The following is a 21,951-nucleotide window of genomic DNA, read 5'->3' as shown; positions in this document are numbered from 1 at the left end:
TGCACTAGTCCTTTGCGTGATGTGAGGCGGGTGGTTTGAGCATCAGCTGCCTCGCGTCGGAAGTCGCCGCGCGAGCATGCAGCCAGGTGGTGTAGCCCAGACGCTGATGGCGGCCGAGCGACAGACGCGGCACGTCGGACTGCCGCAACTGGAGATTGACGTCCCAGTCGAGCGGATCGCGCACGTAGAGACGCACCCAGTCGGCGAGGCGCGCGAGGCTCGCGCCGCCCGGAAGGAAGCGCTGATAGTCGCGCATGGAGAGCGGCCCGAGCACCACGCGAAACTTGTGCTGCCGGTCGAAGACGCGCGCGCCGAGCATGGTGCCGACACCCAGTCGTGCGCTTTCGTCGCGCGCACCCAGACGGCTCGTCGACGTCGCGGGCAAAGTCATCCAGTGGCCGACGTTTTCGAGCACGTCGACCGGCAGCCCGAAGAAGCGCGCCAGAACGAGCCGCAATCCCGCCGCATGGCGCGTCCCGCCCGCGAGCAGTCCCGCGAAGTGCAGCTTGGCGAAATCGGGCACGGTGTCGCGGTTGCGCAGCGCGGGCTCGCCCAGACCGAAGGCCGTGCCGACATAGGCGGAGAAGCGGTCGCCGTTGTCGCGATCAAGGCTCACGACCGGCTGCGCCACCGCCCACGCGCGATAGAACAGCGACGCCATCCGATGATGAAAGACGTCGAGAAAACGCGCGAAGGTAGGATCGCCGGCATTGCGCGCGCGATCGCGAACGTACTCGGTCAGGTGCGTGGGCATCGGGCCGTTCGGTCCGAGCAAACCGAAGAAATTGACGACGAGCTTCGGCGCGGTCTCGCCCATGGCCTTGAAATGGCGCAGCGTGGTCGGGAAGAAGATCAGTTCGGGTTCCTGTCCGAAGCGCACGGCATCTTCGCGCGGACGCAGCGACGAACCGACGCGCGGCAAGCCGGGATACGCACATTCCACCAGACGTACCGCCTGAAAGAAGTCGAAGCGGTTCGCATCGGTCGAGAAGCGTTCGAGCAGGGTCAGAGCGTCCGGCATTGCCCGCTCCCTGGCGCCCAGCGCATCAGCTCACCGCGCGTCGCACTGGCTACGACCGTTTCGGTGAATGAGTTCATCGACACGTACTGCGTGAAAAACCGCGCGAGCACCGCGCCGAACAGGAACGCGCCCGCGCCTTCGAAACCGTTCTCGTCGAGCAGCACCTCGATCGCGAGGCCGCGGCCGAACACGATCGGTCCTCGCGAAGGCAGGCGCCGCGTGACCGGCGTCGAGCGGAGGGAGCGCAAGCTGTCGATCTGCCGCGCCGCCGCGCTGTCGCCGGTGGGCGCGTACAGCCCGAGGAGGTCGCGCATGGCGCGCGCGCCGCTGCCGTCGGCATGGTCCACGAGAGATGCGTAGTTGAGCGAGAGATGGCTCAACAAACGCCACGCGACCGGTCCTTCCGCATACGTCGGCAGCGGACGGCTAGGACCGCCGATGCATCGCACGCTCGACACGGGGGCTTCGAGTTCGAGCGTGAAGTCCGTCTCGCTCTGTCCGCGCGGCATGGTCAGGGTCAGGTCGCGGTTCGTGCACAGCACGCTCAGGCCCAGCTGGTGAAGCTCGGCCGGATACGGCGCATCGTGCGTATCGACCAGCGCGAGATAGGTTTCGCTGCCCGTATAGGAAGAGCGGCCGCCACGCTCGCCCTGCTGCGCGGCAAGCAGCCGCTTTTCGCGCCGTACCTGATAGAAGGCGTGCCCGGACTCGTCGCCCCCCAGATCCCGCGCCCGATAGAACGGCTGAAACTCGATCTGCCCGCCGCCTCCGGACCGATAGCCGGTGACGCTTTCCACCCGGTACACCTCGAAGTCCCTCGGGCGCGTGCGATCCACGACGACGTGGTGCTCGAATTCCTCACCCGTGACCGCAATGCGATCGGTGCGCCGCGCGAACAGGTTGATCGCTGGCGTGCAATGCAGCGCGAAACTGGTCTCGTCGACGAGCTGTTCGAGTGCCGGATCGATCTTCGACAGCAGCACGATCAACTCGATTTCATCGCGCTCGCAACGCTGGAAATGCGTGCGCAACCCGTCGATGCCGATGAACATGAAGCGCTGCGCAAACGCAAAATACTCCTGTAGCAGGCGATAGCCGGGAAACGACTGCTCGCTCACGGGCAGCAAGGCTTCGTCGTCGGAGAATCCGAGCGGGCGCAGGGCCGAGGGCGGCAATACCGCGTCGGGCAGCGCCACGCCGAGCGTCGAGCCGAGCAGCAATTCATACAGCCGCGCGGCCAGACCTTCGCCGCCGCGCAGATGGATCGGCAGATGATCGACCGCGAGGTCGCGGATTTTCAGCTTGTTCAACGCGCGCAGCTTCAGGCGCAGGCCGGCCTTCACGCCATGCGGCAGCCTTGTCTCGACGCCGGGCAGCGCGCCGCTGTGCGTAAAGAGGCGTGCCTCGACCAGCTCGATCGGAGACAGCGTGAGCGCATGCGCGGTGCGGAACTCGCAACGCGTAGAGCGCTCTGCGTCGAGCCTCGCGAACAGCGCCGTGCCGCGCGGAATCACCACGCCGTCCGCGAGAGCGGGATGCGTCATGTCGGGCCGCATTTCGACGACTGTCATCGCCGGCGTGGGCGCGAGGTAATGCGGGTAGACCAACTCGGCCAGATGCTGCGTGAAACGCGGGAACTCGGCGGCGATCTTCATCTGCACGCGCGCGGCGAGAAAGCCGAAGCCTTCCAGCAACCGCTCCACGTAGGGATCGGCGCACTCGAAGCCTTCCAGCCCGAGCCGGCTCGCGATCTTCGGGAACGCCTTCGCGAACTCGCCCCCCATCTCGCGAACGTGCTGAAGCTCCTCGCTGTAGTGCTGAATCAGGTCTGGGTTCATGACGTGGCATTCCCTGGTATGGCTTCGATGCAACGACTCGCTGGCTTCGTCACGCGCGCGCCCCTTCCGAGACCTCGACCTTGCCCGCTTCGAGATCGAGTTCCGTGCGTAGATAGAGGCGCTCCGGCACGGGATGCGCATGAAGATCGCCTTCGACAATGAACGTGATCGCGTTGTGCTGGCCGCTCGTTTCGCCCGCCTGGATCGCACGCACGCGCAGCGTGCCTGGCAGAATGCGTGGCTCGAACGCGCGGATCGAGTCGGCCATCAGGCGTTCGATCCGACCGACATCGACATTCGATGCGCTCTTGCCCGCGAGGTCGGAAAAGCCGAAATTCAGCACCGACTCCGCGACGCCCCGATAGGGCGCGACATCCTGCGACGACGCGATTCCCTGCGCATTGAGCAGCCAGCCGAGATCCCGCATGACGCTCTCGCGCAGCGAGCGCGCCGAACTCGACCGGTGCTCGCGCACTTCGCGCGTGGCGTCGGGCTCGTGGTCGGTCAGCCTCTCCAGCAAGGAAGGCTGAACACGTTCGGCATTTTTCAGGCGCATGGTTCGCTCACGCCGTCGCGTTCGCCGGGATGTTCCACTTGCTCTCGACGACACCGCCGAGCGCCGAGCCCGAAGTCGGGTCCTGCTGCTGATAAGTCACGTGGAACTTCTCGAAATTGAGCGTCACAGTTTCGGTGAAGCGGTCCTCGCCATCCGATCCGCCGGTCGAATAGTTCGTCACCAAAACCTTGTCCATTTCGATCGTGTAGTACTCGAGCGGCTTCGTGCCGCCGGCTTTGCGCACTGTGAGCTTGCCGGTTGGGAAATGCTTGCCGGTCGAACAGGCCGTGATGATCGACGGCGTGGCCCGATCGGTGTACTTGGTGATCGACAGATCGTGGACCGCCACCTTGCCGCCTCCGCCACCCGTGCCCAGATGCATCGTGCCCGACTGGGACAGACCCCAGCTCCATGAGAGCACGTCGATTTCGTCCTTATGAGTGGAATCGAGCGATTCGCCCTTGACGGTGCCCAGGTCCAGAAAAATATCGACTGCCATGATGTATCCCTATGTAGATAACTGTGGTGGAGAAAATCGTGCGCGTCAGGCGGCCTTCGCCGACGGCAGCTTCGAGACGAGCCGCAACGACACGGTCAGCCCTTCGAGCTGATAGTGCGGACGCAGAAAGAATTTCGCCGTGTAGTAACCCGGATTGCCTTCGACTTCCTCGACCACGACTTCCGCCGCCGCGAGCGGACGACGGGCCTTGGTCTCTTCGGACGAGTTCGCGGGGTCGCCGTCGACGTACTGAAGAATCCAGTCCTGCAACCAGCGCTGCATGTCGTCTTTTTCCTTGAAGCTGCCGACCTTGTCGCGCGCGATGCATTTGAGGTAATGCGCGAAACGGCTGCACGCGAAGAGGTAAGGCAATCTCGCGGCCAGATTCGCGTTTGCGGTCGCATCCGGATCTTCATATTCGATCGGCCTGTTCAGCGACTGCGCGCCGATGAAGGCCGCAAAATCCGAGTTCTTCTTGTGAATGAGCGGCATGAACCCATTCTTCGCCAGCTCAGCTTCGCGCCGGTCGCTGATTGCTATTTCGGTCGGGCATTTCATGTCGACGCCGCCGTCATCGGTGGGGAATGCATGCACCGGCAAGTTCTCCACCGCCCCGCCCGACTCGATGCCGCGAATGCGCGAGCACCAGCCATAGATCTTGAAAGAGCGGTTGATGTTGACCGCCATCGCATACGCGGCATTCGACCACGCGTACCTTGACGCATCGGAGCCCGCGGTGTCTTCCTCGAAGTCGAATTCCTCGACCGGACTGGTCTTTGCTCCATACGGCAAGCGCGCGAGAAAGCGCGGCATGGCGAGGCCGATGTAGCGCGAATCTTCGGAGTCGCGCAGCGAGCGCCACGCGGCGTGCTCGGGCGTCTGGAATATCTTCGTCAGATCGCGCGGATTGGCGAGTTCCTGCCATGAATCCATCAGCATCACCGCGGGGTCCGCGCCCGCGATGAACGGCGCATGCGCCGCCGCGGAAATCTTGCCCATCTGGGTCAGGAAATCGACATCGGGGGCACTGTTGTCGAAATAGTAGTCCGCGACCAGCGCGCCGTACGGCTCGCCGCCGAACTGGCCGTACTCCTCTTCGTAGAGCTTCTTGAAGAGCGGGCTCTGATCCCACGCCACGCCTTTGTATTTGCGCAACGAGCGATGCAGATCGACCTTCGAGATGTTCATCACCCGCAACTTCAGGGTTTCGTCGCTTTCCGTGTTCGTCACCAGATAGTGCAGGCCGCGCCATGCGCTCTCCAGCTTCTGGAATTCCTCGGTGTGGAGGATCACGTTGATCTGCGCGCTGAGCTTTTCATCGATCTTCGCTATCAGCGATTCGATGCTCGCAAGCGCATCGTCCGACACCAACCGCGTGTCGAGCAATGCCTGCTCCGCGAGAGTGCGCACTGCGTTCTCGACGGCCTCGCGAGCCTTGTCGGTGCGTGGGCGAAACGCCTTTTGCAGCAGCTGTTGAAATTCGCCGGATGAACTGGCGTCGTCGAACTGCTGCCCGGCCGGCTGCTGCGCGTTCGTGGATTGCTCCAGGTTGGTGTCGTCTGCCATCGTGGCTCCTTTATTCCGAATCGTCGGTTTCGCCCGTTTGCGGCTTCGGCTGGGCAGCGAGCGCGCTCAACAGCGCGGGGTCTTCGAGCAGCTGGCCGACGAGCTTCTCGGCGTCGGTCTTGCCATCCATGTAGGTGAGCAGGTTCTGAAGCTGGCTGCGCGCCTCGAGCAGCTTCGCAAGCGGCTCGACCTTGCGGGCGATCGCAGCCGGCGAGAAGTCGTCCATGCTCTCGAAGGTCATGTCGACGCCCATCTTTCCCTCACCCGTCAGCGTGTTCTCGACGTGCATTGCGACACGCGGCTTCATCGAGCGCAGCCGTTCGTCGAAGTTGTCGATATCGATCTCGACGAACTTGCGCTCGGCAACCGGTGACAGCGGCTCTTGCGGCTGACCCGACAAGTCCGACAGCACGCCCATGACGAAAGGAAGGTTGACCTTCTTCTCCGAGCCATAGACTTCGACGTCGTATTCGATCTGCACGCGCGGCGCGCGATTGCGCGCAATAAACTTCTGACTGCTTTCCTTGGCCATGCTGCAATCCTCCTCGGTGAAAACGATGTGATACCGCGCGATCGAATCAGTTGGCCGACAAACCAGCGGCCCTCGTTCCGATCACCTGAGTCAATTGCGCGAGTCCCTCCGGCGCGAGTTCCTTGAGCAGATCGACGAACGACTTGTCGATCAGCCCGCGCGCGCGTACAAGAAGCAGAGGCACGGGGCTCGCGGGCTCGTGCGCGGCGTAATACGCGCACAGACGGTCCAGCGTCGCGGCGACGTCGGCGCGGCTCGAGATGACGTCACGCGCCGCCATAGGGCGCGCTTCGATAACGCGATCGAGCGCCGGTGCGGGCACGTCCGGCGCGACGCCCTGCTTCTTCAGGCATTCGCTCAGCAGTGCTCCCGCACGGCGAAGCATGGTCTTGAGCGCGTGCAGTTCGAGTGCCTGCGTCACCCCCACGCGCTGCGTCAACACCGTTTCGAGCAACTCGGCGTTGGCGAGCGCCTTGTCGCATGCTGCCTTCGCGCGCATCGCTTCTTCGGGGGCCGAAGCGGTGGCCGCTTCGATCTCCGCGAGGCTCGTGACCACGCGCCCGCCGGGGGCAACGGACTCGCCGTTCGCATACGACCACTCGCGCAAGGTGACAGGCACGGCATGCGGCACGAGCCGGGAATCCATGAGACCGGCGAGCAGACCGGTCGCATCCACGAATGCGGCGAGTGCGTTGATCCGCACGGTCGGATCGTTGCCGTCGCCCGCATCGAGCTGCGGATGCACGTGGTCCCAGTTGCGATCGAGCAGCGTCGCGGCGAGGGCGAGGCCGTCCGCGAGCCCGGCAATTCCCTCGCGAGCAAGCCGCGCTCGCGCAAGCCACGCGACGACGCGCAGGTCTCGCGTGCGCGCCATCAACTCGACGCACAAGGCCTCCGCCGCTTCCCAGTCGGGCGGGACGGCGGCGACGAGCGTGTCGCCGTATTCCGCTTCGGGGCGTCCGCTGACGGCTTCCTCGAGTTCGCGGAATCGCGCGTCGTATTCGAGATCGGGTCCGCACGGTGCTTCATCCGACAGCGCGTCCAGCCATCTCGTCCAATCCTGATGAGCGATGAATTCAGTTTTCATGGTCTGCATTGCGTATGGAACTCGGGCAATCGCTTCATTTATCTCTTGCTTAAGACAACACGCGAAGGCTTTCGATATTCCATCACTTTATAAATGTAGTTATCCGAATTAATTAGCCTGATCACGAGACGCAAGGAGATATCTTCCGGCGCCTGCTACTTGAAAAATTTATAGGTGGCGATGTACGGCGAGCTGCCACTCGCATGTTCGACCGTGCAAGTCGCTGTTGGCGCGGTGCCGCCAGTGGCCCTCGTGCGTTGCACGTAGCGCACCTCGCTCAACATTCCCTTCGCGCCCGTCGAACGTGTTTCCAGCAGCAGGTTCGGCAAGCTGTCCGGCGTTTCACCCGGCATCTGCGCGAGCACATGGCCCACGATCCGGCTGCCGTCCGGGGCTTCCCAGGAGGGTCCCGCCGAATGCTCGATCACCGCGGTCCCGTGTGTATCGAACAAGGTAGCGCGCGGACTGCGGAACACCCAGCCAAGCGTGTGATTCGCATCGTATTCGCACGCGTAAATCTGGACGCCGGATGCGGTCGCGCTCAGGAGCGCCCGCGCATCGGGCGGGTCGATCGTCGCGGCGCCGGCCGACGTGCCGACTACTGCCAACAGCCATCCGGCGCTGATCGAATTGCGCATCCGGAGTGATAAGCGAATCATGGCGATACTCCCTTTTGACCCGATACGATGAAAGCCTGCATCCGCCCGCGCCCCTCTTCAGACACGGTCGAGATTGGCCGAGGCGAACGCCCAGTTCAGGTGACGCGACACCATCGCGGCCAGATAGTCCGGCCTACGGTTCTGATAGTCCAGATAGTACGCGTGCTCCCATACATCGACGGTCAGCAGAGGCACGAGTCCGCGCGTAAACGGCGTTTCCGCGTTGCTCGTCTTGACGACCGCGAGTCCCCCGCGATCGAGCACAAGCCATCCCCAACCGCTGCCGAACTGCGATGCCGACGTCGCGGCGAGCGTCCTCGCGAGCCCATCGACGGAACCGAACTTGCTGGCGATCGCCGCCTGAAGCTTCTCGCTCGGCTCACTCGGCGCCGGGCTCAGCGAATTCCAGTAGAAGTTATGGTTCCATGCTTGCGCGGCGTTGTTGAAGACGTCCGCTAACGCGAGCTGGTCATGCGACTGCATGATGATCTGCTCGAGCGAGGCGTTTTCGAGCGGCGTGCCAGCAAGGAGCTTGTGCAGATTGTCGAAATAGGCTCGGTGGTGCTTGCCATGATGAATGCCGATGGTGCGCGCCGAAATGGTCGGTTCGAGCGCATTTTCGGCCCATGGCAATGGCGGCAGCGTTTGGGGCGACGAGCCGAGAAATGCCGGGACGACGCTCGTCGCCACGCTTGGGGCCGGCTCGGCGTCGAGATCGCTCGCGCCGTACGCAATCTTCGAAACCAGCACACTGAATGAAACCTTGGACCCCGCCGCCAACAGACGCCGCCGGGAAATGAATGAGTTGAGCATGTCTGACCCTATTCTGGTCTGGGCGACTGGTTCGCCCTGGCTGCTGACACAACACTTCGTCATCGCGGGCTATTCCACATCGTTTGAAATCTCCCGCGCGGTTGCGGAAGGAATAAGAAGCGCTGCCCGGTTGTTCTTTGCGCATGAAGGGAGCGCAAACCGGAGATGCGATGAAAGCAAAAATGACCATCGAAAACTTGTCGATTCCCTACGAGAGAATTACGACGGTCGGAGGCCGCCTTTCGACGGAACCTGCCGGCCATCACTTCGATCTGAGTTTTCGCATCAACGTGAAGCCACGCAGGTTTGGCATGCTCTCGGGTACGGACATCGACAGCCCGGTGCTGCAATGGAACGAGCGCATCGAATGGTTCCGGTACGACCATTTGGCGCAGCAATGGGTGTTCGTCGACGAAGTCGAGAAGGACATGTATGCGTTCAAGCCGACCTCGAACACGTTCAGGATCTGGCATTCGTACCGGTATCTGATGGCGACGGACCCAACCAACCATCCGCCCGCCGCGCTCCAGGCGATAAAAAGCGACGAAGATGCGAGGGAGTGGATTGCGGAGAACGGCTTCTCATGGAAGTTGGCGATTCGCGACGTGCCGGCGATGGGGATCGCCGGCGGTTCGGGCGGCGGCGGTGGCGACAGTCTCGTGACCGGGGACACGCGGCGCCGCGTCATCTATTTCGATTTGGGATTTTCAGGCCACGCGGAGCGCGTGAGGCTCGTGCAAATACTGGAGACGTTCAAGGGACAGCTCACCATCTGCCACCTGATTCGAGGCGAGATACAGAAAGCGACGGTGGACCATCCGCAGAATCTCGACCGGTGGCGCTTCCAGTTGGCGACGGGCGCTCGCTGATCCGCTGGCCGCCGTTTTCGACCGGGGCTGGCCCGAAGTTGGCACCGCGTTCGCGGATCAGCTCCCGCCTTCGGATAGCGTCCACCATATTGCTGCGTGGACTGCTGCGTGGACCACAAGGCATCGAACTACGGCCCTTTTTGTGCGTCCGCACCGATTGTGGGCGCACAAAAAAGTCCGTACTCCAACGTCAAGCGGATGTGGACTTCTGAAGCCTGTGGCTGTCGCTCACGGCCGTTGAAAGGGGCGGATTCAACCGGTCGATGCAATAGTTTTCTGGAATAGTTCGGCTGGCGCTTCGTAGTCCAGCGTCTTTCCCGGACGCTCGTTCAATCGTCTTGCAACGGGTTCAGTTGCGCTTGTCCGAGGCCAGCTGCTCGTTGCGCTCATTGAAAAACTGGATCAGGCCGTCCACGCCGCTTTGCTGGATCTTGTCGCTGAACTGCTGGCGATATGTCTGGATCAGCCAAACACCGAGCACGTTCAGGTCATATAAGCGCCAGCCTTGGGGGGTCTTATACAGCCGATAGTCGATCTCCGCTGGCTCGCCGTTCCTGGTTGCGATCGTGCGCACCACCACGTCCGTATCGGTTGGAGCGATGTGTATCGGCGGGTAGTCGATCCGTTGGTCTGGACGGAGCTGACCAATCGCGCCCGAATACGTGTGGATCAGGAGAATCTTGAACTGTTCGACCACCTGCTGCTGCTGCGCCTGCGTCGCCGTCCTCCAGTAGCGGCCCATCGCGAGCGAGGTGGTGCGGCGAAAATCGGTGTAAGGAAGAATGTCCCTGTTCACGATATCCATGATGCGGGGGATATCGTCCGGCTCGATCGCCCGGGTGCGCACCTCGTCGAGCACCTGCTGCGTCGCGGTCTTGATCAGCGCCTGCGGATCCGACTGATCGTCGGCCTGCGCGAAGACCGCACCGGCAAACGCGAACAATGCCGACAAAATGGGGATGAAAAATAATCTCTTCATATCTGTGAACCCTGTTTGAATGCGTTAATGCGACGCTAAACAGGCATCGTCCTCTGAGCCCGACCCATCTAATTTTTGCCTCAAAATGAAAGCCTCGCATCGCACAGCGCGCAATCGACGCCGCCGCAGTTGTCACAGGCATGTTCTCCGTTGAGCTTCGCCGGCACGCGCGGCGCGATGCCACATGACTACCGCCGCGCATTCAATTACCCACCATACCGTCCACACAGACGGCATCTTCGGAGGCGGTGATACGCGCTTTTGGCCAGCTATTGCGGCGCTTTGATCAAGCGCCCACAGAAACAACATATAACGTTGTGCTCGGCCAAAACATTGCATGTTTATGTAATCCGAGGCACGTCCAGGTGCCTGTCCTCGTTGCTCAACATGCGTCGAGCGCAGATAGCCTCGCGGCTGATTCCAGATTCATGTAATAGCCGCCCTTCGCCCCGCCAACTATCATCAAGAACCTGGCACTATGAACCGTTCAATTCAGTCACTATGCCTTGGTAATTGCACTGCGGACCTCGATGTAACCGCGGGCCGGATGAACGTCCAGCCGGGCAATTCACAGCAACCGATTCAGCAACTCGTCTTGGAGAAATAACATGGTTTCAAAAGCGCTAATGTCTGTTTTCCTTGCCGCTTGTGCCGCTGCTACCGCGCAGGCAGCATCGGCGCAGGTGGTGGGCCAGCAGCCGATCGGAATAACGGTTACGGAAGCGGATGCTATCGTCTCTGGGTGGAGCATCAAGCGTTCGATCCTCCGCAAGCCCGTATTCAACGAGGATGGCGAAAAGGTAGGCACGGTCTACGATATCGTCGTTGCGCCGGACAAGTCGGTTTCGTATGCCATTATCGACGCACGGGGATTCATTGGAATACCTCGTCACGATGTGGCGGTTCCCGTCGATCAACTGGATTTCATCGATGGCAAGCTCGTTTTGCGCGGGGCGACGCGTGACGCACTCAAAGCAATGCCCGCGTTTCAATACGCGAAACTACCTGCGATACCGAAGCCACGAGATGCATACCAGCATCAGTGACATCTGCCGGTGCCGATGTCAGGCCGGAAAGTAGCTGCCGGAGTCCGCTTCTATATCGCAATGAACCGGAGCGGCACGCTCTTCCGGCGGACCAGTGGCCCCCAAAAGCGCTGTTCTCTTCACCTCGGTAGAGATCTCCTTTCCCTTTGCCGTACCGCCGCTGATAAATGGCCTCATACCGACGCACGGCTCATCCCTATACGAGCATCTGGAGCGATACAGGGAGGACCGAAAGCATGGACGCGTCAAAGCCCCAATTCGCGACGGGTACCAATGTTCGAACGCGGCTGGCAATGAAACGCACGCCCCGACATCATCTCCCTGGTCGGCGACGAAGGCCTGGAAGTATTGCATGTACATGAGAGAACTGGCGATGTCTGTTGATCATGAACATCTAAGAGCACTGGCGGAAGTCGTGACGGGTTAGGCGGCGGGTACCCTTCGTCAAGCTGCCAGCGAGATCGAACTGCTTCGCAGGCAGCTATTCGAGGCCCATGCCACCAATGCGGACAGCGAACGGCTGAATTGGCTGAATAGCCAGGTTCTTGACGATCGCTGTCATCCAACGAATCGCGCCTACTTCAAACTGCCACGGATTCTGGCGACGAAAAATGGTGTAATCGCCACGACATTGAGGGGGGCCATCGATCTCGTTCGTCAACCTCGGTGTCGTGACTTCAAGTAAATGCGGGAGCGAAGCGTGTGTACGGTGTGGTGCGGGATTCGCTTAATGGATTCACGGTTTCCCAGCGCCGGGATCGTTCGACTGTATGGGTTTACATGCGGCATGCGGAAAGCGCGGCTTTCGCCGCTGGCGCCGAGGCTCATCTCACGGGGCAATTCGCAGTCTGCTGTGGGAAGTGCGGTCCGGGGAATCTGCACCTTATCAACGGGTTATTCGACTACCATCGGAGCGGTGTTCCTGCGCGGTGCTGTGCGCTTTTGAGTTTGGTGCGAGCCGTGAAATGCAGTTCGTTTAAGTTCGAACTCATGGGGGCGGCTTACTGATGCTGGTTTCGTCGATGAATACAATCAATCGACCTTCTCGCTGGTTTTTTTGAGCGCCACGGGCGCCGAAAAGGTAGCGGCGTATTGCGCCATCTTGAAGGCCACGCTTCACCCGAACGCGGCAAATTCGCAGCGCTCGGGACTACCGGACGCCCCTCAGTCCTCCAGGCGCAGCCCGACCTTTAGCGTAACCTGCCAGTGCATGACCTCGCCCTCCTCAATGTGTCCGCGTGACTCCGTCACTTCGAACCAGTGCATGTTGCGCAGGGTCTTGGCCGCTTTGCTTAGCGCCACTCGCACAGCGTCGTCGCTCGATTGCGTCGACGAGCCGGTGAGTTCGATCAGTTTGTATACGTGTTCCGACATCGGGTTCTCCTTGGTTTGAAACGGATTACGTGGCATCGCGATGTGCCATATCCAGGCATGACGTACGCCGCGGCTTGCTGCTGCTTTCGCGATCGCGCGAGCGCACGCGTGTCAACAAATTACGGACATCGAAGTGCGACGGTAAAGCTGGAATTTTGTGCACTCGGTTAGACGGGCGCTGGCGTTTCAGTTCGGCTTCGTTGGGAGCCTTCCATTGCATCTGGCGTGCCACCATTTCTTAAGTCAGGCGGTGATCCCCCTCGCGCGGAACGTGCGGTTGCGGATCTTCGTGCCGATGCCAGCGACAACCGCACGGCGCCGCACTGAGCGCCGCGGCTCGTATCGTACGTGCAATGTGATCAAGCGGCTTTCTAATCGGATCAAGCATTTTCGTCGTATTTCCACCCGCTACGACGAGCTTGCCCGCAGCTATCTCGTCCACGGATCGCCGGCGCCTGCCATCGGGCCATTGATAGAAATGTGACCAGAGCCTGGTTATTCCATGAACCATCCATGGCTCACAATCAGCGACTGGCCCGTGAGCGCGTTGGATGGAAACGACGCGAAGAAAAGCGCAGCTTCCGCTACGTCCTGTACCGTCGTGAACTCACCATCGACGGTCTCCTTGAGCATCACGTTCTTGATGACGTCGGCCTCCGAAATGCCCAGCGCCTTCGCCTGCTCCGGAATCTGCTTATCGACCAGCGGGGTGCGCACAAAGCCCGGACAGATCACGTTGGTGCGCACGCCGTGCTTCGCTCCCTCCTTGGCGACCACCTTCGACAGGCCGATCAGGCCGTGCTTGGCGGTCACGTACGGCGCCTTGAGCAGCGAGGCCTCCTTCGAGTGCACCGACCCAATGTAGATGATGCTGCCGCCGCGCCCGGACTGGTACATGTGCCGCAGACAGGCACGCGTCGTGAGGAAGGCTCCGTTGAGATGGATCGCGAGCATCTTCTGCCAGTCGGCGAAGGCGAATTCCTCGATCGGATGCACAATCTGGATACCGGCATTGCTCACTAGAATATCGACGCCGCCGAACGCCGCGAACGCTGCCGCCACGCCAGCATTAACCGCGTCCTCGTTGGCCACATCCATGGCGACGCCGAGCGCCTGACCGCCCGCGGCACGGATTTCGTCGGCTGTCGCGTTAGCGGCATCGAGGTTAAGGTCGGCGATCGCGACTTTCGCGCCTTCGCGTGCGTAGGTAATGGCGATTTCCTTGCCGATGCCGCTGGCCGCGCCCGTGATAATGGCGGACTTGCCTTGCAGTTTCATGTTGGCTCTCCTCACTTGGCAAGATAGTCATGGACGACAGTGCCCAACCCGAGCGTCAGATCCGTCAAAATGTGCACACCGGAAATCACTTCGCGCACCGGCAGCGACGCGACGGGCGCGAGCGCATGATGGAACAGTTCCAGCGCAGCGGGGCCCTCCCAGGCGCCTTTTATCGTGATGTTTTCACAGTAGTAGCTCACCAGTTCACAGATGCGTGCGGTGCCATCCACGTGAGGAATGATCTTGAGCAGAAAGTTCGGCATCGATAGCGACTCGAGGATCTTGTCGTGTGGCAGCGGCCGGTGCTTGTAACCCATCGTCGCCAGCGCGATCGGGACCGGGCCGTACCTCAGGATGCCGCCGATCGTGTCCTTCTCGACGCGCAACTCGGGCGAGGCAAGTTTCTTGGGAAAGCCCCAGATCTCGCGTCCACCCGCGATCGGCGCTTCGTCATCGAGGAACATCGCGTGCACGTAGCTGCCCGACTGTCCCTTGAATCGGACCGGAATCACTTGCCCGCTTTCCGTGTAATCGCCAAAGCCGGTCGAATCGGGCATCCGGATAAATTCGAGTTTGACGATGGGATCCGTCATCTCCAGCGGGGCGGGTATCACTTCGGCTAATGCGTCCGGATCGGTCCGATAGGTAATGGTGAGGAACTCGCGATCGACGAAACGATACGGACCCGGCGGAAACGCGGGACTCGTGAGCGGCATCGCAAACGCGCGCTCTTTCACGTCGGCTTCGGTCATGGTGTGTGCTCCTGTTGCACAGTGTTTAAAGGGGTGAGGTCGTAGACGCGAATACCATGGGCCAGCTCCATCGCAGTGCCCCATTGCGGATGGGCAATCGAGCGGCGTACATCGCTATGCCCGCCTTCCCATAGCTCCGTCACGGTCGCCCGCGAGAACTCGTAGTCCTTGAAGTCGGAAGATCGCGTGTTGTGGCGGTTGATGAAGTGCACCAGCGCGATCGCCCCCCGAGTGCTTACCGCCGCGAGTTGCTGCACGTCGGGATCGGACCGGATCTCCGGTGGTAGCTTGTCAAGCACGCGCCGCAGTGATGCGCGCAACTCCTCGTGCTCCCTAATGCGAGTCGAGTTAAAGCGCGTCTTGCTCGCATACTGAATGTCCTTCGCGCGCTCTGCCACCTGCTGCAGGTTCCGCGGTAACTCGCCTGCGCCGCTGAACACATCGACCTGCAGAATCAACGCGCTCATTCTGTAATCCTCATCGGCCACGTACCACAGCGGCGAATTGGATACGATGCCGCCGTCCCAGTACAGTTCGCCGTCAACTTCCACGGGCGGGAAGCCCGGCGGCAGCGCACCGCTCGCCAGCACATGTTCGGGGCCGATCCGCATCTTCCAGTTGTCGAAATACACGGAATTACCGGTGCGCACACTGACCGCGCCAAGCGAGAGGCGCACCTCCTTGCGGTTGATCCGATCGAAATCGACCAGCTCCTCGAGCGTTGTCCTGAGCGGCTTGGTGTCGTAGTAGCTCAACGCGGCCATGCTGCCGTCGGCAGCCATGAACGGCGGCGGCATGCGTGGCACGAAAAAGCCCGGGACGCCGAAAGTGACCGCTGACGCCGCACTCATGACGTTGAATAGTGGCCGCATGGGGTCAAGCGACGCCGGCGGCATGAACGACGCCTGCGCTGACATTCGTTCCCAGAATTCACGCAGCCGTTCGACGCCGCGCTCCGGCGGATTGCCTGCGATCAGCGCCGCGTTGATCGCCCCGATCGACACGCCGGCAATCCAGTCGGGTGCGAGTCCGACTTCGGCCAGGCCTGCGTACACGCCCGCCTGGTACGCGCCGAGCGCGCCGCCACCCTGCAACACGAGGACCGTATGGTCGAACTTGCCTACGTTTATAGCTACCTTCGAAGACGGCGTGCTCGTTCTGGTTTTCATCGCGCTTTACCCGCGGTCAGTTGATCGGAATCGCAGCCTCAGGTGTTTCATTTCACATGCTCCTCATGTTGCAGACGACAATTCAAGAGCGCGTCTCCGCGCGAACCCTCCCCCGGAAGACTAACCAGGACTATCCGCTTGGATCGGAATGAGTGGAATGACACACTGAAGGCAAACTAAAGCCCAAGACAGTTCAAGTGCCTTCGATTCCATCGTGAGTCACCTCGACGGACGCTCGACCAGCAAGCGCCCTGCTGCATGAACGGAAACGGCTTACCTCAGAAGAAGGCTCGGCTTGAGTTCTAAAGGGTGATCGAGGATGGGTAACGCGGTGCCCGCGCGTATGACACCCGTACCCGCCTCTAAACGGGGAAGACAGCTAAGCTCAATCGCGTTTCAGCGTGTCGACATCCGTCCCAACGCGCCACGGATAACTCCAGGGGAGCTTCAGTGTCCTACCTTTGCATTGATGGTATGCATTGGAGCCATGGGCGGCTATTACATAAACCTGTAGTCAATTCTGGTTTCGTCAAACAGAACTGACGGCGAGGCGACCCGCTAGATCCGAAGAGGCGGAGTGCAGAGCAATGCTCAGGAGCGAGCGAATGCTACGACAGAAGCCGAATGCGAAATGCAACAGAAAAGTCGCAGGCGGGCCCCGCCCACCGGGATCGTCCGAATTGGGCTGCGGACGTTTGAGTCACCAACATCAACGGCTGCTTACTGGAGATCAGCGGTCATCCGCGCCTAGCGGGGTAGTAGACCGGCCCGTTGCGCAGCCACCTGGATAGCATAAACAGCGGAACCAGTTACCACACCTACTATCAACACGCCCTGAAATCCAAGCAAAATCGCGACGATTCGACCAAGCGTGGTGGTCGGTACCACGTCGCCGAAGCCGATGGTCAGCGCCGTGACCGCGCAAAAGTAAAAAGTTTGACCTAGGGATGATTGTGTGCGCGTGGCTGCATCGACGGCCCCCCCAACGTAATACATGGCGACCGACAAAATGAGGAAAACTATCAGCAGCATCGCCAGAATTGCGCGCAGGTGCCAGAGGACCCTGGCAAACTCGGCAATTGCTTGGTGCGGCTGAATTCGGGCGTCAACAGCGTCTTTGGCGGCATTATCCATGTCATGAACCTTACAGATTTTCCGGCCTCTCTTTTTTTCCGAAGCCAAAAATCGATACTACTACGAGGTCGATTCTGAATAATTCTCCACGCCGAGTATGACAAGGTTCCGGCGAGCGAGAGCGCAATCAGTTTGCGTTCCATGCAAATCAACGCGATAGCTCCTGGCGGCATCGCGACTGTCTCGTGTTGGCAAGCAAGCCATCGCATCATTTCTTCGAACAGCCATAGCTGGCCGCCTTCAGCCTGATGAGACCAGGCAGCCTGCGTCGCGCACAAGCGCTTCGGCACCGCAGCAATACTCTCCAGCGCCGTGCGCATGTATATGGCCAGCACTAAACCAACCCAAGTCGGCGGCAGCCGAGTTGACGGTTTCCGCGGTAATGGAGTGGTTATCGCCGAAAGGCCGCTCATGCTTCGAGAGAGTACTAACTTGGTTCTCACGGCGAGGCTGCGAGCGCTCAGACTGCGTGCGGCTTGACCATCTCCGTGCATCTGACAGACATGCGTGGCCGGAACGGCTAGCAGTACCCGAGTTACTGGACCCGATATACATAACGTTTGGTCTATCGTTATTGTTAAAAACATTAACTATCATAAATCGTTTGTTCGCTCTACTCTGCGATGACCCCTTCGCACCGTACTCCTGTCGCCGCACTTGAGTTACCGACAGCGTGACCGAGGGGCGCGGTCGAAGGAGAGGGTCATGAACACCACCGAGAAATCCCTGCATTATCTGGTCGAAAAGTGGCTCGCCCCCGCTCCAACCTCGCGGATCCATGTAGTCCAGTTTGGTCGTATGCAGAAAGACAAGCGGCCTTACGTCCATGTCGAGGCATCGGCTCCAGGCGGCTCGCGTTCAATCTTTTTCTTTCGGCACGACGACGGCCGCTGGTGCGTATTTCCGCCCCGGATCGCACGACCGTCGATGACCGGTTATCTGCTTGCGGCTTGAACTGCGTTGCGGGCCAGCCAATGCAGCAGACGAAGACCGAAACGGCACCGTTCTCAGACCGCATCGATGTCATTCAACGAATCAGGATTGGCCGGTGCTGACTCCAATAGTTCGCGACGCATCAGCACACATTCGCTCCGGTGCATATGGGCTACGGGCGTTTCGTTAAGGCTCCACAATGGTCGTTCAAATCGCATGGATGATCGCCCGTTTACGGCCGACTTCTGTCCCGCGGTTCCGAACGCACCGGAGCCGCTTCGCGCCGTGGACGCGTTCGATCAAAAAATAAGGAGTGTTGCGGATCCTTGACGGGCGGCTCGCGAGTGCGCCGACCCGCCGTGTGATTGAAGGCAAGATCGTCTGGCCCGGTTTATTGCGGGCACCGACATCAGGTCGCCGTTCGACGCATAGGTCGGGGAAATCGCGGCGTGGGCACGTACTTCTCATGATCTCATCGGCCGGCGATGGCCGCGCGCACTGACGCAGCCTGCGGGATGTTGCGCGGCACGTCGGGCGACATGGCGGAAGGCTACTTCCAGCTTCGTGATGGCGAGGCGGTCGACTTCATGCGCGCTCAGCGTGTGCCTCAACCGACGGCCTGCTAGACCTCGCTACGTTTGAGCAGATAGTCGAGACCTCCCACGCGATACCAGCGATAGCCATAGGGCTCGAGCACCACTGTATGCCGTCCGGCTGCATCGGCCTGACTGTGTTCATCCGAGAGCAGGTTGACGAGCCGCGCGTCGCCTGGATCGCCTGTCCCGGTTTTGAAACTGACCGTGCACGCGGCCGCGCTGAAGTTATGCAGACACACCACCGAGTTATTGCGCCAGTCGTAGCGCAAGCCGAGCACGTCCTTACGCGATATCCGCAGGATCGAGAAATCGCCCCAGCTGATCTCCGGCACTTCGCGGCGCATGCGGATCAGGCGTTCCATCCAGTTGAGCAGCGAATCTGGATCGCGGCGCTGGCTCGCGACGTTCACGCGTTCAAAGCCATATGGGCCGCCTGAAATGACCCGTGCGACCGGCTTGGGATGCTTCGTGAATCCGCCGTGCGGCTCGGTCGACCACTGCATCGGCGTGCGTGCGCATTCGCGCTCCGGCAGGCGTAGATCGTCCCCCATGCCGATCTCGTCGCCGTAACGAAAGACCGGCGTTCCTGGCGACGTGAGCATCACGCTATACGCGAGTTCGAGGCGACGCCGGTCGCCGTCGAGCATCGGCGCGAGCCTTCGGCGAATGCCACGCTCGTAAAGTTGCATGTCAGGCGCCGGCCCGAATGCGGCGAATACGGTCTCGCGCTGCTCCGGCGTGAGACGGCCCAGGTCAAGTTCGTCATGATTGCGCAGGAACACGCCCCATTGCGCTGTCGCCGGGCGCTGCTTCGTTACGCGCAGCGCCTTCCTGAGCGGTGCAGTGTCGGCGCTCGCCATCGTGTAGAACGTGGCCTGATTGACCTGGAAGTTGAACATCATCTGCAGACGCTCGCCCTCGTCGCCGAAATACTGCATGTCGGTGTCGGGCAGAACGTTTGCTTCGGCGAGGATGATCGCATCGCCCTTACGCCATTGCAGGAACTCGCGGAAGGTCCGCAACATGTCGTACTGCTCGACGGGCTGCCGCACCTGTGGGCCTTTTGTCGCGATCACGAAGGGCACGGCGTCCATACGAAAACCCGATACCCCGAGCTGGATCCAGAAGCCCATGATCTTCAGCAGTTCCGCCTGAACGTGCGGGTTCGCCGTGTTCAGGTCGGGCTGGAAGTCGTAGAAGCGGTGGAAATACCAGAGGCCCGCTTCCTTGTCGTAAGTCCAGGTGGATTTCTGCACGCCCGGGAACACAATGCCGGCTGTCGCGTTCGCAGGCTTCTTCTTCGACCACACGTACCAGTCGCGATACTGCGACTCCGGATCGCGGCATGCGCTCCGAAACCACGCGTGCTGATCGGACGTGTGGTTCACCACCAGATCGATCATCACCCGCAGGCCGCGTTGCCGGCACGCGTGCGTGAACTCGGCAAAGTCGCCGAGGGTGCCATAGCGGGGATCGACGTTGTAGTAGTCGGAAATGTCGTAGCCGTTGTCGCGGCACGGCGAAGGCTGAAACGGCATCAGCCAGAGCGTCGTGATGCCGAGGCCCTGCAGGTAATCGAGCCGGCGCATCAAGCCCTGAAAATCGCCGACGCCGTCACCATTCGCATCCATGTAAGTGCCTACCGACAGGCAGTAGACGATCGCGTTCTTGTACCAGAGGTCGTTTAACATGCGCGATGAATGTCGTGGACTGGTTCGATGCAATGCCCGGAGAGACGATGACAGCACACAGCTTGTGGCAGCAAAGCGTGAGCAATCAGTGTACCTGCGCTCCGTTTCGGGACGCTGCGTTTCAGCTCGCGAAGGGTCTGTTGAGCGCCTGATATTAAATGCCTATCCTTTTCGGAAGGCCCAAGTCATGAATTCGTTCTCCCGGCTTGCTTCGGGTGCGCTTGCCGGCGCATCCTGTGTGATCGACGCCCTCGCGCAAGAGCGAATGCATTCGTACGATCCATCGGCACTCAGGACGGATGCCCAGGTGGTCGCCGATCTGGGAGTGCCAGTCTGCGCCGACCGCCAGGGCGATGATCGACCCCACTATCGTCGTTCGGACCTCCGTTCCTCGAGGGCAGCTTCCTGGATACCAGCGGTCATCCATGTCAACGTTCTGGCCGACAAGTACGCCTGAGTGTTGTTGGACGCGCGCCCGTTCCTGTGGGCTTGTGACCACGGAGGACGCCCGTGGCCATGCATCGTCTACTGGAACAACAATTTTCTTGCGGCCAGGCGCGTTGCCTCTAATCCAGAAAGGCTGTGTTATTCGCCCTTGGCCGCCACTCCACGGGCGAAAAGAGTTGTGACGGAAAAAGGGGCACACATGTCAACTAACATATCGCTGCTGCAATGCTTGGGGCGTTAGTCTCAGCGACATGCTAAAGATGACCGCTGCTGTGATCGGCGGTTCAGTGGAAGGCGGAAAGAGACATACTATAGCGATAGAAAGTAGCGCACTGCGACTAGACCAGAAAACTGATCGGAGGAATTCGTGGCATTGGTCAAATGCACGGACTGCGGGAACGAGGTCAGCGACAAGGCGACGACGTGCGTCAAGTGTGGCACACCTGTGGTAAAGCGGCAGACCGACGCGGGAAAGATGTTGGGCGGCTTGGGGGTGCTTATAGTCGGTGCGTTGATCACCTGGGGCTGCGCTTCGGACAATAGCGCTAGGAACGGCAGCGACGCAGCAAATCAAGCCCAGTCGTGTAGCAAGGACGATGTGCAATGTCTCGGCGACAAAGAGATCGTTGCGGCCACCATCTATTGCAAAGATCCGATCGAGCGACTTGCGACGCACGTCGTGAAATGGACCGGCGGCACCTTCGAGATGAAGTTCAGTCGCTTTCGCTGGACCGATGAGCCGGGCGGCCCCATCACATACATTGGCGACAAGGCCGAGTTCCGGAACGACTTCGGAGTCTATACGCCGGTGATTTACCAATGCGACGTTGCCGGTGATGGCCAGACAGTTCTCGCCGTCAGGGCGACCGCAGGCAGATTGCCGCCCTGACGACGCCCGGATCCAACCAGAGAATTGAATCATCCCGCTCGACCGTATGTATCCCTTTGTCATCGTTCACTGTTGCGAACGAAAAGCTGATGAAGATCCGGATTAGTTGTCGACTTGAGTCGACGACGCCGCAGTCCGTGTTCCCCGACGACGCGTCGGGTGTAGACGGAGCGCGAAAATCCGTTTTCTGGTTCGGAGTTGAGGTTCGAGTATCCATGTGAAA

Annotated in this window: 23 protein-coding genes and 2 pseudogenes; 7 read left to right on the top strand and 18 right to left on the bottom strand. The window is 60.7% G+C overall.

Going from position 1 to position 21,951, the window contains the following annotated elements; genetic code table 11:
- Positions 1 to 4: 4 nt before the first annotated feature.
- From tssG to P0D89_RS34145, 9 genes are all read right to left on the bottom strand, one after another.
- Positions 5 to 1,021: a type VI secretion system baseplate subunit TssG gene (tssG, locus tag P0D89_RS34185; protein WP_408361302.1), complete on the bottom strand. Its 1,017-nt coding sequence runs from the start codon at positions 1,019 to 1,021 to the stop codon at positions 5 to 7.
- Positions 1,006 to 2,859 (bottom strand): type VI secretion system baseplate subunit TssF, encoded by a 1,854-nt coding sequence (gene tssF / locus P0D89_RS34180; protein ID WP_408361301.1) that lies wholly within the window; start codon positions 2,857 to 2,859, stop codon positions 1,006 to 1,008. The genes tssG and tssF overlap by 16 nt, the downstream gene beginning before the upstream one ends.
- A 49-nt stretch (positions 2,860 to 2,908) precedes the next feature.
- Entirely contained in the window at positions 2,909 to 3,415 is a 507-nt protein-coding gene (gene tssE / locus P0D89_RS34175; RefSeq protein WP_408361300.1) for a type VI secretion system baseplate subunit TssE, read from the bottom strand.
- Positions 3,416 to 3,422: 7 nt separating this feature from the next.
- On the bottom strand, positions 3,423 to 3,914 hold the full coding sequence (locus tag P0D89_RS34170; RefSeq protein WP_408361299.1) for an Hcp family type VI secretion system effector: 492 nt from the start codon (positions 3,912 to 3,914) through the stop codon (positions 3,423 to 3,425).
- Positions 3,915 to 3,959: 45 nt separating this feature from the next.
- The gene (gene tssC, locus P0D89_RS34165; protein ID WP_408361297.1) at positions 3,960 to 5,480 is read right to left on the bottom strand and encodes a type VI secretion system contractile sheath large subunit; all 1,521 of its coding nucleotides are present in this window, start codon (positions 5,478 to 5,480) and stop codon (positions 3,960 to 3,962) included.
- Between the two features lie 10 nt (positions 5,481 to 5,490).
- Positions 5,491 to 6,012, bottom strand: a complete 522-nt coding sequence (gene tssB, locus P0D89_RS34160) for a type VI secretion system contractile sheath small subunit (RefSeq protein ID WP_408361295.1) — start codon at positions 6,010 to 6,012, stop codon at positions 5,491 to 5,493.
- A gap of 46 nt (positions 6,013 to 6,058) precedes the next feature.
- Positions 6,059 to 7,099: a type VI secretion system protein TssA gene (gene tssA / locus P0D89_RS34155; protein ID WP_408361292.1), complete on the bottom strand. Its 1,041-nt coding sequence runs from the start codon at positions 7,097 to 7,099 to the stop codon at positions 6,059 to 6,061.
- Between the two features lie 155 nt (positions 7,100 to 7,254).
- Positions 7,255 to 7,758 (bottom strand): DUF3455 domain-containing protein, encoded by a 504-nt coding sequence (locus tag P0D89_RS34150; protein ID WP_408361290.1) that lies wholly within the window; start codon positions 7,756 to 7,758, stop codon positions 7,255 to 7,257.
- Between the two features lie 57 nt (positions 7,759 to 7,815).
- Positions 7,816 to 8,448 carry a superoxide dismutase gene (locus tag P0D89_RS34145; protein WP_408377824.1) on the bottom strand — a complete coding sequence of 211 codons (633 nt, stop codon included), beginning with the start codon at positions 8,446 to 8,448 and terminating at the stop codon, positions 7,816 to 7,818.
- A gap of 293 nt (positions 8,449 to 8,741) precedes the next feature.
- Between P0D89_RS34145 and P0D89_RS34140 the strand changes: the two genes are divergently transcribed.
- Positions 8,742 to 9,440 carry a hypothetical protein gene (locus P0D89_RS34140; RefSeq protein ID WP_408377819.1) on the top strand — a complete coding sequence of 233 codons (699 nt, stop codon included), beginning with the start codon at positions 8,742 to 8,744 and terminating at the stop codon, positions 9,438 to 9,440.
- A 252-nt stretch (positions 9,441 to 9,692) separates the two neighbouring features.
- Here P0D89_RS34140 and P0D89_RS34135 read toward each other — a convergent pair.
- Both P0D89_RS34135 and P0D89_RS34130 read right to left on the bottom strand, forming a co-directional pair.
- Positions 9,693 to 9,814 (bottom strand): annotated as a pseudogene (locus tag P0D89_RS34135) (IS30 family transposase); the annotation flags it as partial.
- Positions 9,790 to 10,419 carry an MlaC/ttg2D family ABC transporter substrate-binding protein gene (locus tag P0D89_RS34130; RefSeq protein WP_408361286.1) on the bottom strand — a complete coding sequence of 210 codons (630 nt, stop codon included), beginning with the start codon at positions 10,417 to 10,419 and terminating at the stop codon, positions 9,790 to 9,792. The gene P0D89_RS34130 and the pseudogene P0D89_RS34135, both read right to left, overlap by 25 nt.
- A 608-nt stretch (positions 10,420 to 11,027) precedes the next feature.
- Here P0D89_RS34130 and P0D89_RS34125 point away from each other — a divergent pair.
- The gene (locus tag P0D89_RS34125) at positions 11,028 to 11,465 is read left to right on the top strand and encodes a PRC-barrel domain-containing protein (RefSeq protein ID WP_408361283.1); all 438 of its coding nucleotides are present in this window, start codon (positions 11,028 to 11,030) and stop codon (positions 11,463 to 11,465) included.
- Between the two features lie 481 nt (positions 11,466 to 11,946).
- On the opposite strand, the gene P0D89_RS34120 is transcribed toward P0D89_RS34125, so the two are convergent.
- On the bottom strand, positions 11,947 to 12,126 hold the full coding sequence (locus P0D89_RS34120; protein ID WP_408361281.1) for a hypothetical protein: 180 nt from the start codon (positions 12,124 to 12,126) through the stop codon (positions 11,947 to 11,949).
- A gap of 26 nt (positions 12,127 to 12,152) precedes the next feature.
- Between P0D89_RS34120 and P0D89_RS34115 the strand changes: the two are divergent.
- Positions 12,153 to 12,404: pseudogene (locus tag P0D89_RS34115) on the top strand (thiamine pyrophosphate-binding protein); the annotation flags it as partial.
- 225 nt (positions 12,405 to 12,629) lie between these two features.
- Here P0D89_RS34115 and P0D89_RS34110 read toward each other — a convergent pair.
- The gene (locus P0D89_RS34110) at positions 12,630 to 12,839 is read right to left on the bottom strand and encodes a dodecin (protein ID WP_408361279.1); all 210 of its coding nucleotides are present in this window, start codon (positions 12,837 to 12,839) and stop codon (positions 12,630 to 12,632) included.
- A 214-nt stretch (positions 12,840 to 13,053) separates the two neighbouring features.
- On the opposite strand from P0D89_RS34110, the gene P0D89_RS34105 reads away from it, so the two are divergent.
- Entirely contained in the window at positions 13,054 to 13,323 is a 270-nt protein-coding gene (locus P0D89_RS34105) for a hypothetical protein (RefSeq protein ID WP_408361277.1), read from the top strand.
- 11 nt (positions 13,324 to 13,334) lie between these two features.
- On the opposite strand, the gene P0D89_RS34100 is transcribed toward P0D89_RS34105, so the two are convergent.
- The 4 genes from P0D89_RS34100 to P0D89_RS34085 form a co-directional block, all read right to left on the bottom strand.
- Positions 13,335 to 14,117 (bottom strand): 3-hydroxybutyrate dehydrogenase, encoded by a 783-nt coding sequence (locus P0D89_RS34100; protein ID WP_408361275.1) that lies wholly within the window; start codon positions 14,115 to 14,117, stop codon positions 13,335 to 13,337.
- An 11-nt stretch (positions 14,118 to 14,128) separates the two neighbouring features.
- A complete protein-coding gene (locus P0D89_RS34095; protein WP_408361273.1) occupies positions 14,129 to 14,869 on the bottom strand; it encodes an acetoacetate decarboxylase in 741 nt (246 codons plus the stop codon).
- On the bottom strand, positions 14,866 to 16,038 hold the full coding sequence (locus P0D89_RS34090; RefSeq protein ID WP_408361271.1) for a patatin-like phospholipase family protein: 1,173 nt from the start codon (positions 16,036 to 16,038) through the stop codon (positions 14,866 to 14,868). Before P0D89_RS34090 ends, P0D89_RS34095 begins: the two co-directional genes overlap by 4 nt.
- Before the next feature lie 747 nt (positions 16,039 to 16,785).
- Positions 16,786 to 17,172 (bottom strand): potassium channel family protein, encoded by a 387-nt coding sequence (locus P0D89_RS34085; protein ID WP_408361269.1) that lies wholly within the window; start codon positions 17,170 to 17,172, stop codon positions 16,786 to 16,788.
- Between the two features lie 705 nt (positions 17,173 to 17,877).
- On the opposite strand from P0D89_RS34085, the gene P0D89_RS34080 reads away from it, so the two are divergent.
- A complete protein-coding gene (locus P0D89_RS34080; RefSeq protein ID WP_408377817.1) occupies positions 17,878 to 18,126 on the top strand; it encodes a hypothetical protein in 249 nt (82 codons plus the stop codon).
- 601 nt (positions 18,127 to 18,727) lie between these two features.
- Here P0D89_RS34080 and P0D89_RS34075 read toward each other — a convergent pair.
- Complete coding sequence (locus P0D89_RS34075) at positions 18,728 to 20,392, bottom strand: alpha-amylase family protein (protein WP_408361265.1); 1,665 nt, start codon at positions 20,390 to 20,392, stop codon at positions 18,728 to 18,730.
- 187 nt (positions 20,393 to 20,579) lie between these two features.
- Between P0D89_RS34075 and P0D89_RS34070 the strand changes: the two genes are divergently transcribed.
- Positions 20,580 to 20,849, top strand: a complete 270-nt coding sequence (locus tag P0D89_RS34070; protein WP_408377816.1) for a hypothetical protein — start codon at positions 20,580 to 20,582, stop codon at positions 20,847 to 20,849.
- Between the two features lie 357 nt (positions 20,850 to 21,206).
- Positions 21,207 to 21,728 (top strand): zinc-ribbon domain-containing protein, encoded by a 522-nt coding sequence (locus P0D89_RS34065; RefSeq protein ID WP_408361263.1) that lies wholly within the window; start codon positions 21,207 to 21,209, stop codon positions 21,726 to 21,728.
- The last annotated feature ends 223 nt before the right edge of the window (positions 21,729 to 21,951 follow it).

It is taken from the genome of Paraburkholderia sp. RL18-085-BIA-A, assembly GCF_046027075.1.
GTDB lineage: Bacteria > Pseudomonadota > Gammaproteobacteria > Burkholderiales > Burkholderiaceae > Paraburkholderia.
This window is presented reverse-complemented; position numbering and strand designations above follow the sequence as displayed.

Coding starts and splice junctions, on each gene's coding strand:
- P0D89_RS34150 (WP_408361290.1), bottom strand. CDS start 7,758: ATGATTCGCTTATCACTCCGGATGCGCAATTCGATCAGCGCCGGATGG.
- P0D89_RS34110 (WP_408361279.1), bottom strand. CDS start 12,839: ATGTCGGAACACGTATACAAACTGATCGAACTCACCGGCTCGTCGACG.
- P0D89_RS34070 (WP_408377816.1), top strand. CDS start 20,580: ATGAATTCGTTCTCCCGGCTTGCTTCGGGTGCGCTTGCCGGCGCATCC.
- P0D89_RS34170 (WP_408361299.1), bottom strand. CDS start 3,914: ATGGCAGTCGATATTTTTCTGGACCTGGGCACCGTCAAGGGCGAATCG.
- tssA (WP_408361292.1), bottom strand. CDS start 7,099: ATGAAAACTGAATTCATCGCTCATCAGGATTGGACGAGATGGCTGGAC.
- tssB (WP_408361295.1), bottom strand. CDS start 6,012: ATGGCCAAGGAAAGCAGTCAGAAGTTTATTGCGCGCAATCGCGCGCCG.
- P0D89_RS34080 (WP_408377817.1), top strand. CDS start 17,878: ATGAACACCACCGAGAAATCCCTGCATTATCTGGTCGAAAAGTGGCTC.
- P0D89_RS34075 (WP_408361265.1), bottom strand. CDS start 20,392: ATGTTAAACGACCTCTGGTACAAGAACGCGATCGTCTACTGCCTGTCG.
- P0D89_RS34100 (WP_408361275.1), bottom strand. CDS start 14,117: ATGAAACTGCAAGGCAAGTCCGCCATTATCACGGGCGCGGCCAGCGGC.
- P0D89_RS34125 (WP_408361283.1), top strand. CDS start 11,028: ATGGTTTCAAAAGCGCTAATGTCTGTTTTCCTTGCCGCTTGTGCCGCT.
- P0D89_RS34095 (WP_408361273.1), bottom strand. CDS start 14,869: ATGACCGAAGCCGACGTGAAAGAGCGCGCGTTTGCGATGCCGCTCACG.
- tssC (WP_408361297.1), bottom strand. CDS start 5,480: ATGGCAGACGACACCAACCTGGAGCAATCCACGAACGCGCAGCAGCCG.
- tssG (WP_408361302.1), bottom strand. CDS start 1,021: ATGCCGGACGCTCTGACCCTGCTCGAACGCTTCTCGACCGATGCGAAC.
- P0D89_RS34130 (WP_408361286.1), bottom strand. CDS start 10,419: ATGAAGAGATTATTTTTCATCCCCATTTTGTCGGCATTGTTCGCGTTT.
- P0D89_RS34090 (WP_408361271.1), bottom strand. CDS start 16,038: ATGAAAACCAGAACGAGCACGCCGTCTTCGAAGGTAGCTATAAACGTA.
- tssF (WP_408361301.1), bottom strand. CDS start 2,859: ATGAACCCAGACCTGATTCAGCACTACAGCGAGGAGCTTCAGCACGTT.
- tssE (WP_408361300.1), bottom strand. CDS start 3,415: ATGCGCCTGAAAAATGCCGAACGTGTTCAGCCTTCCTTGCTGGAGAGG.
- P0D89_RS34140 (WP_408377819.1), top strand. CDS start 8,742: ATGAAAGCAAAAATGACCATCGAAAACTTGTCGATTCCCTACGAGAGA.
- P0D89_RS34085 (WP_408361269.1), bottom strand. CDS start 17,172: ATGGATAATGCCGCCAAAGACGCTGTTGACGCCCGAATTCAGCCGCAC.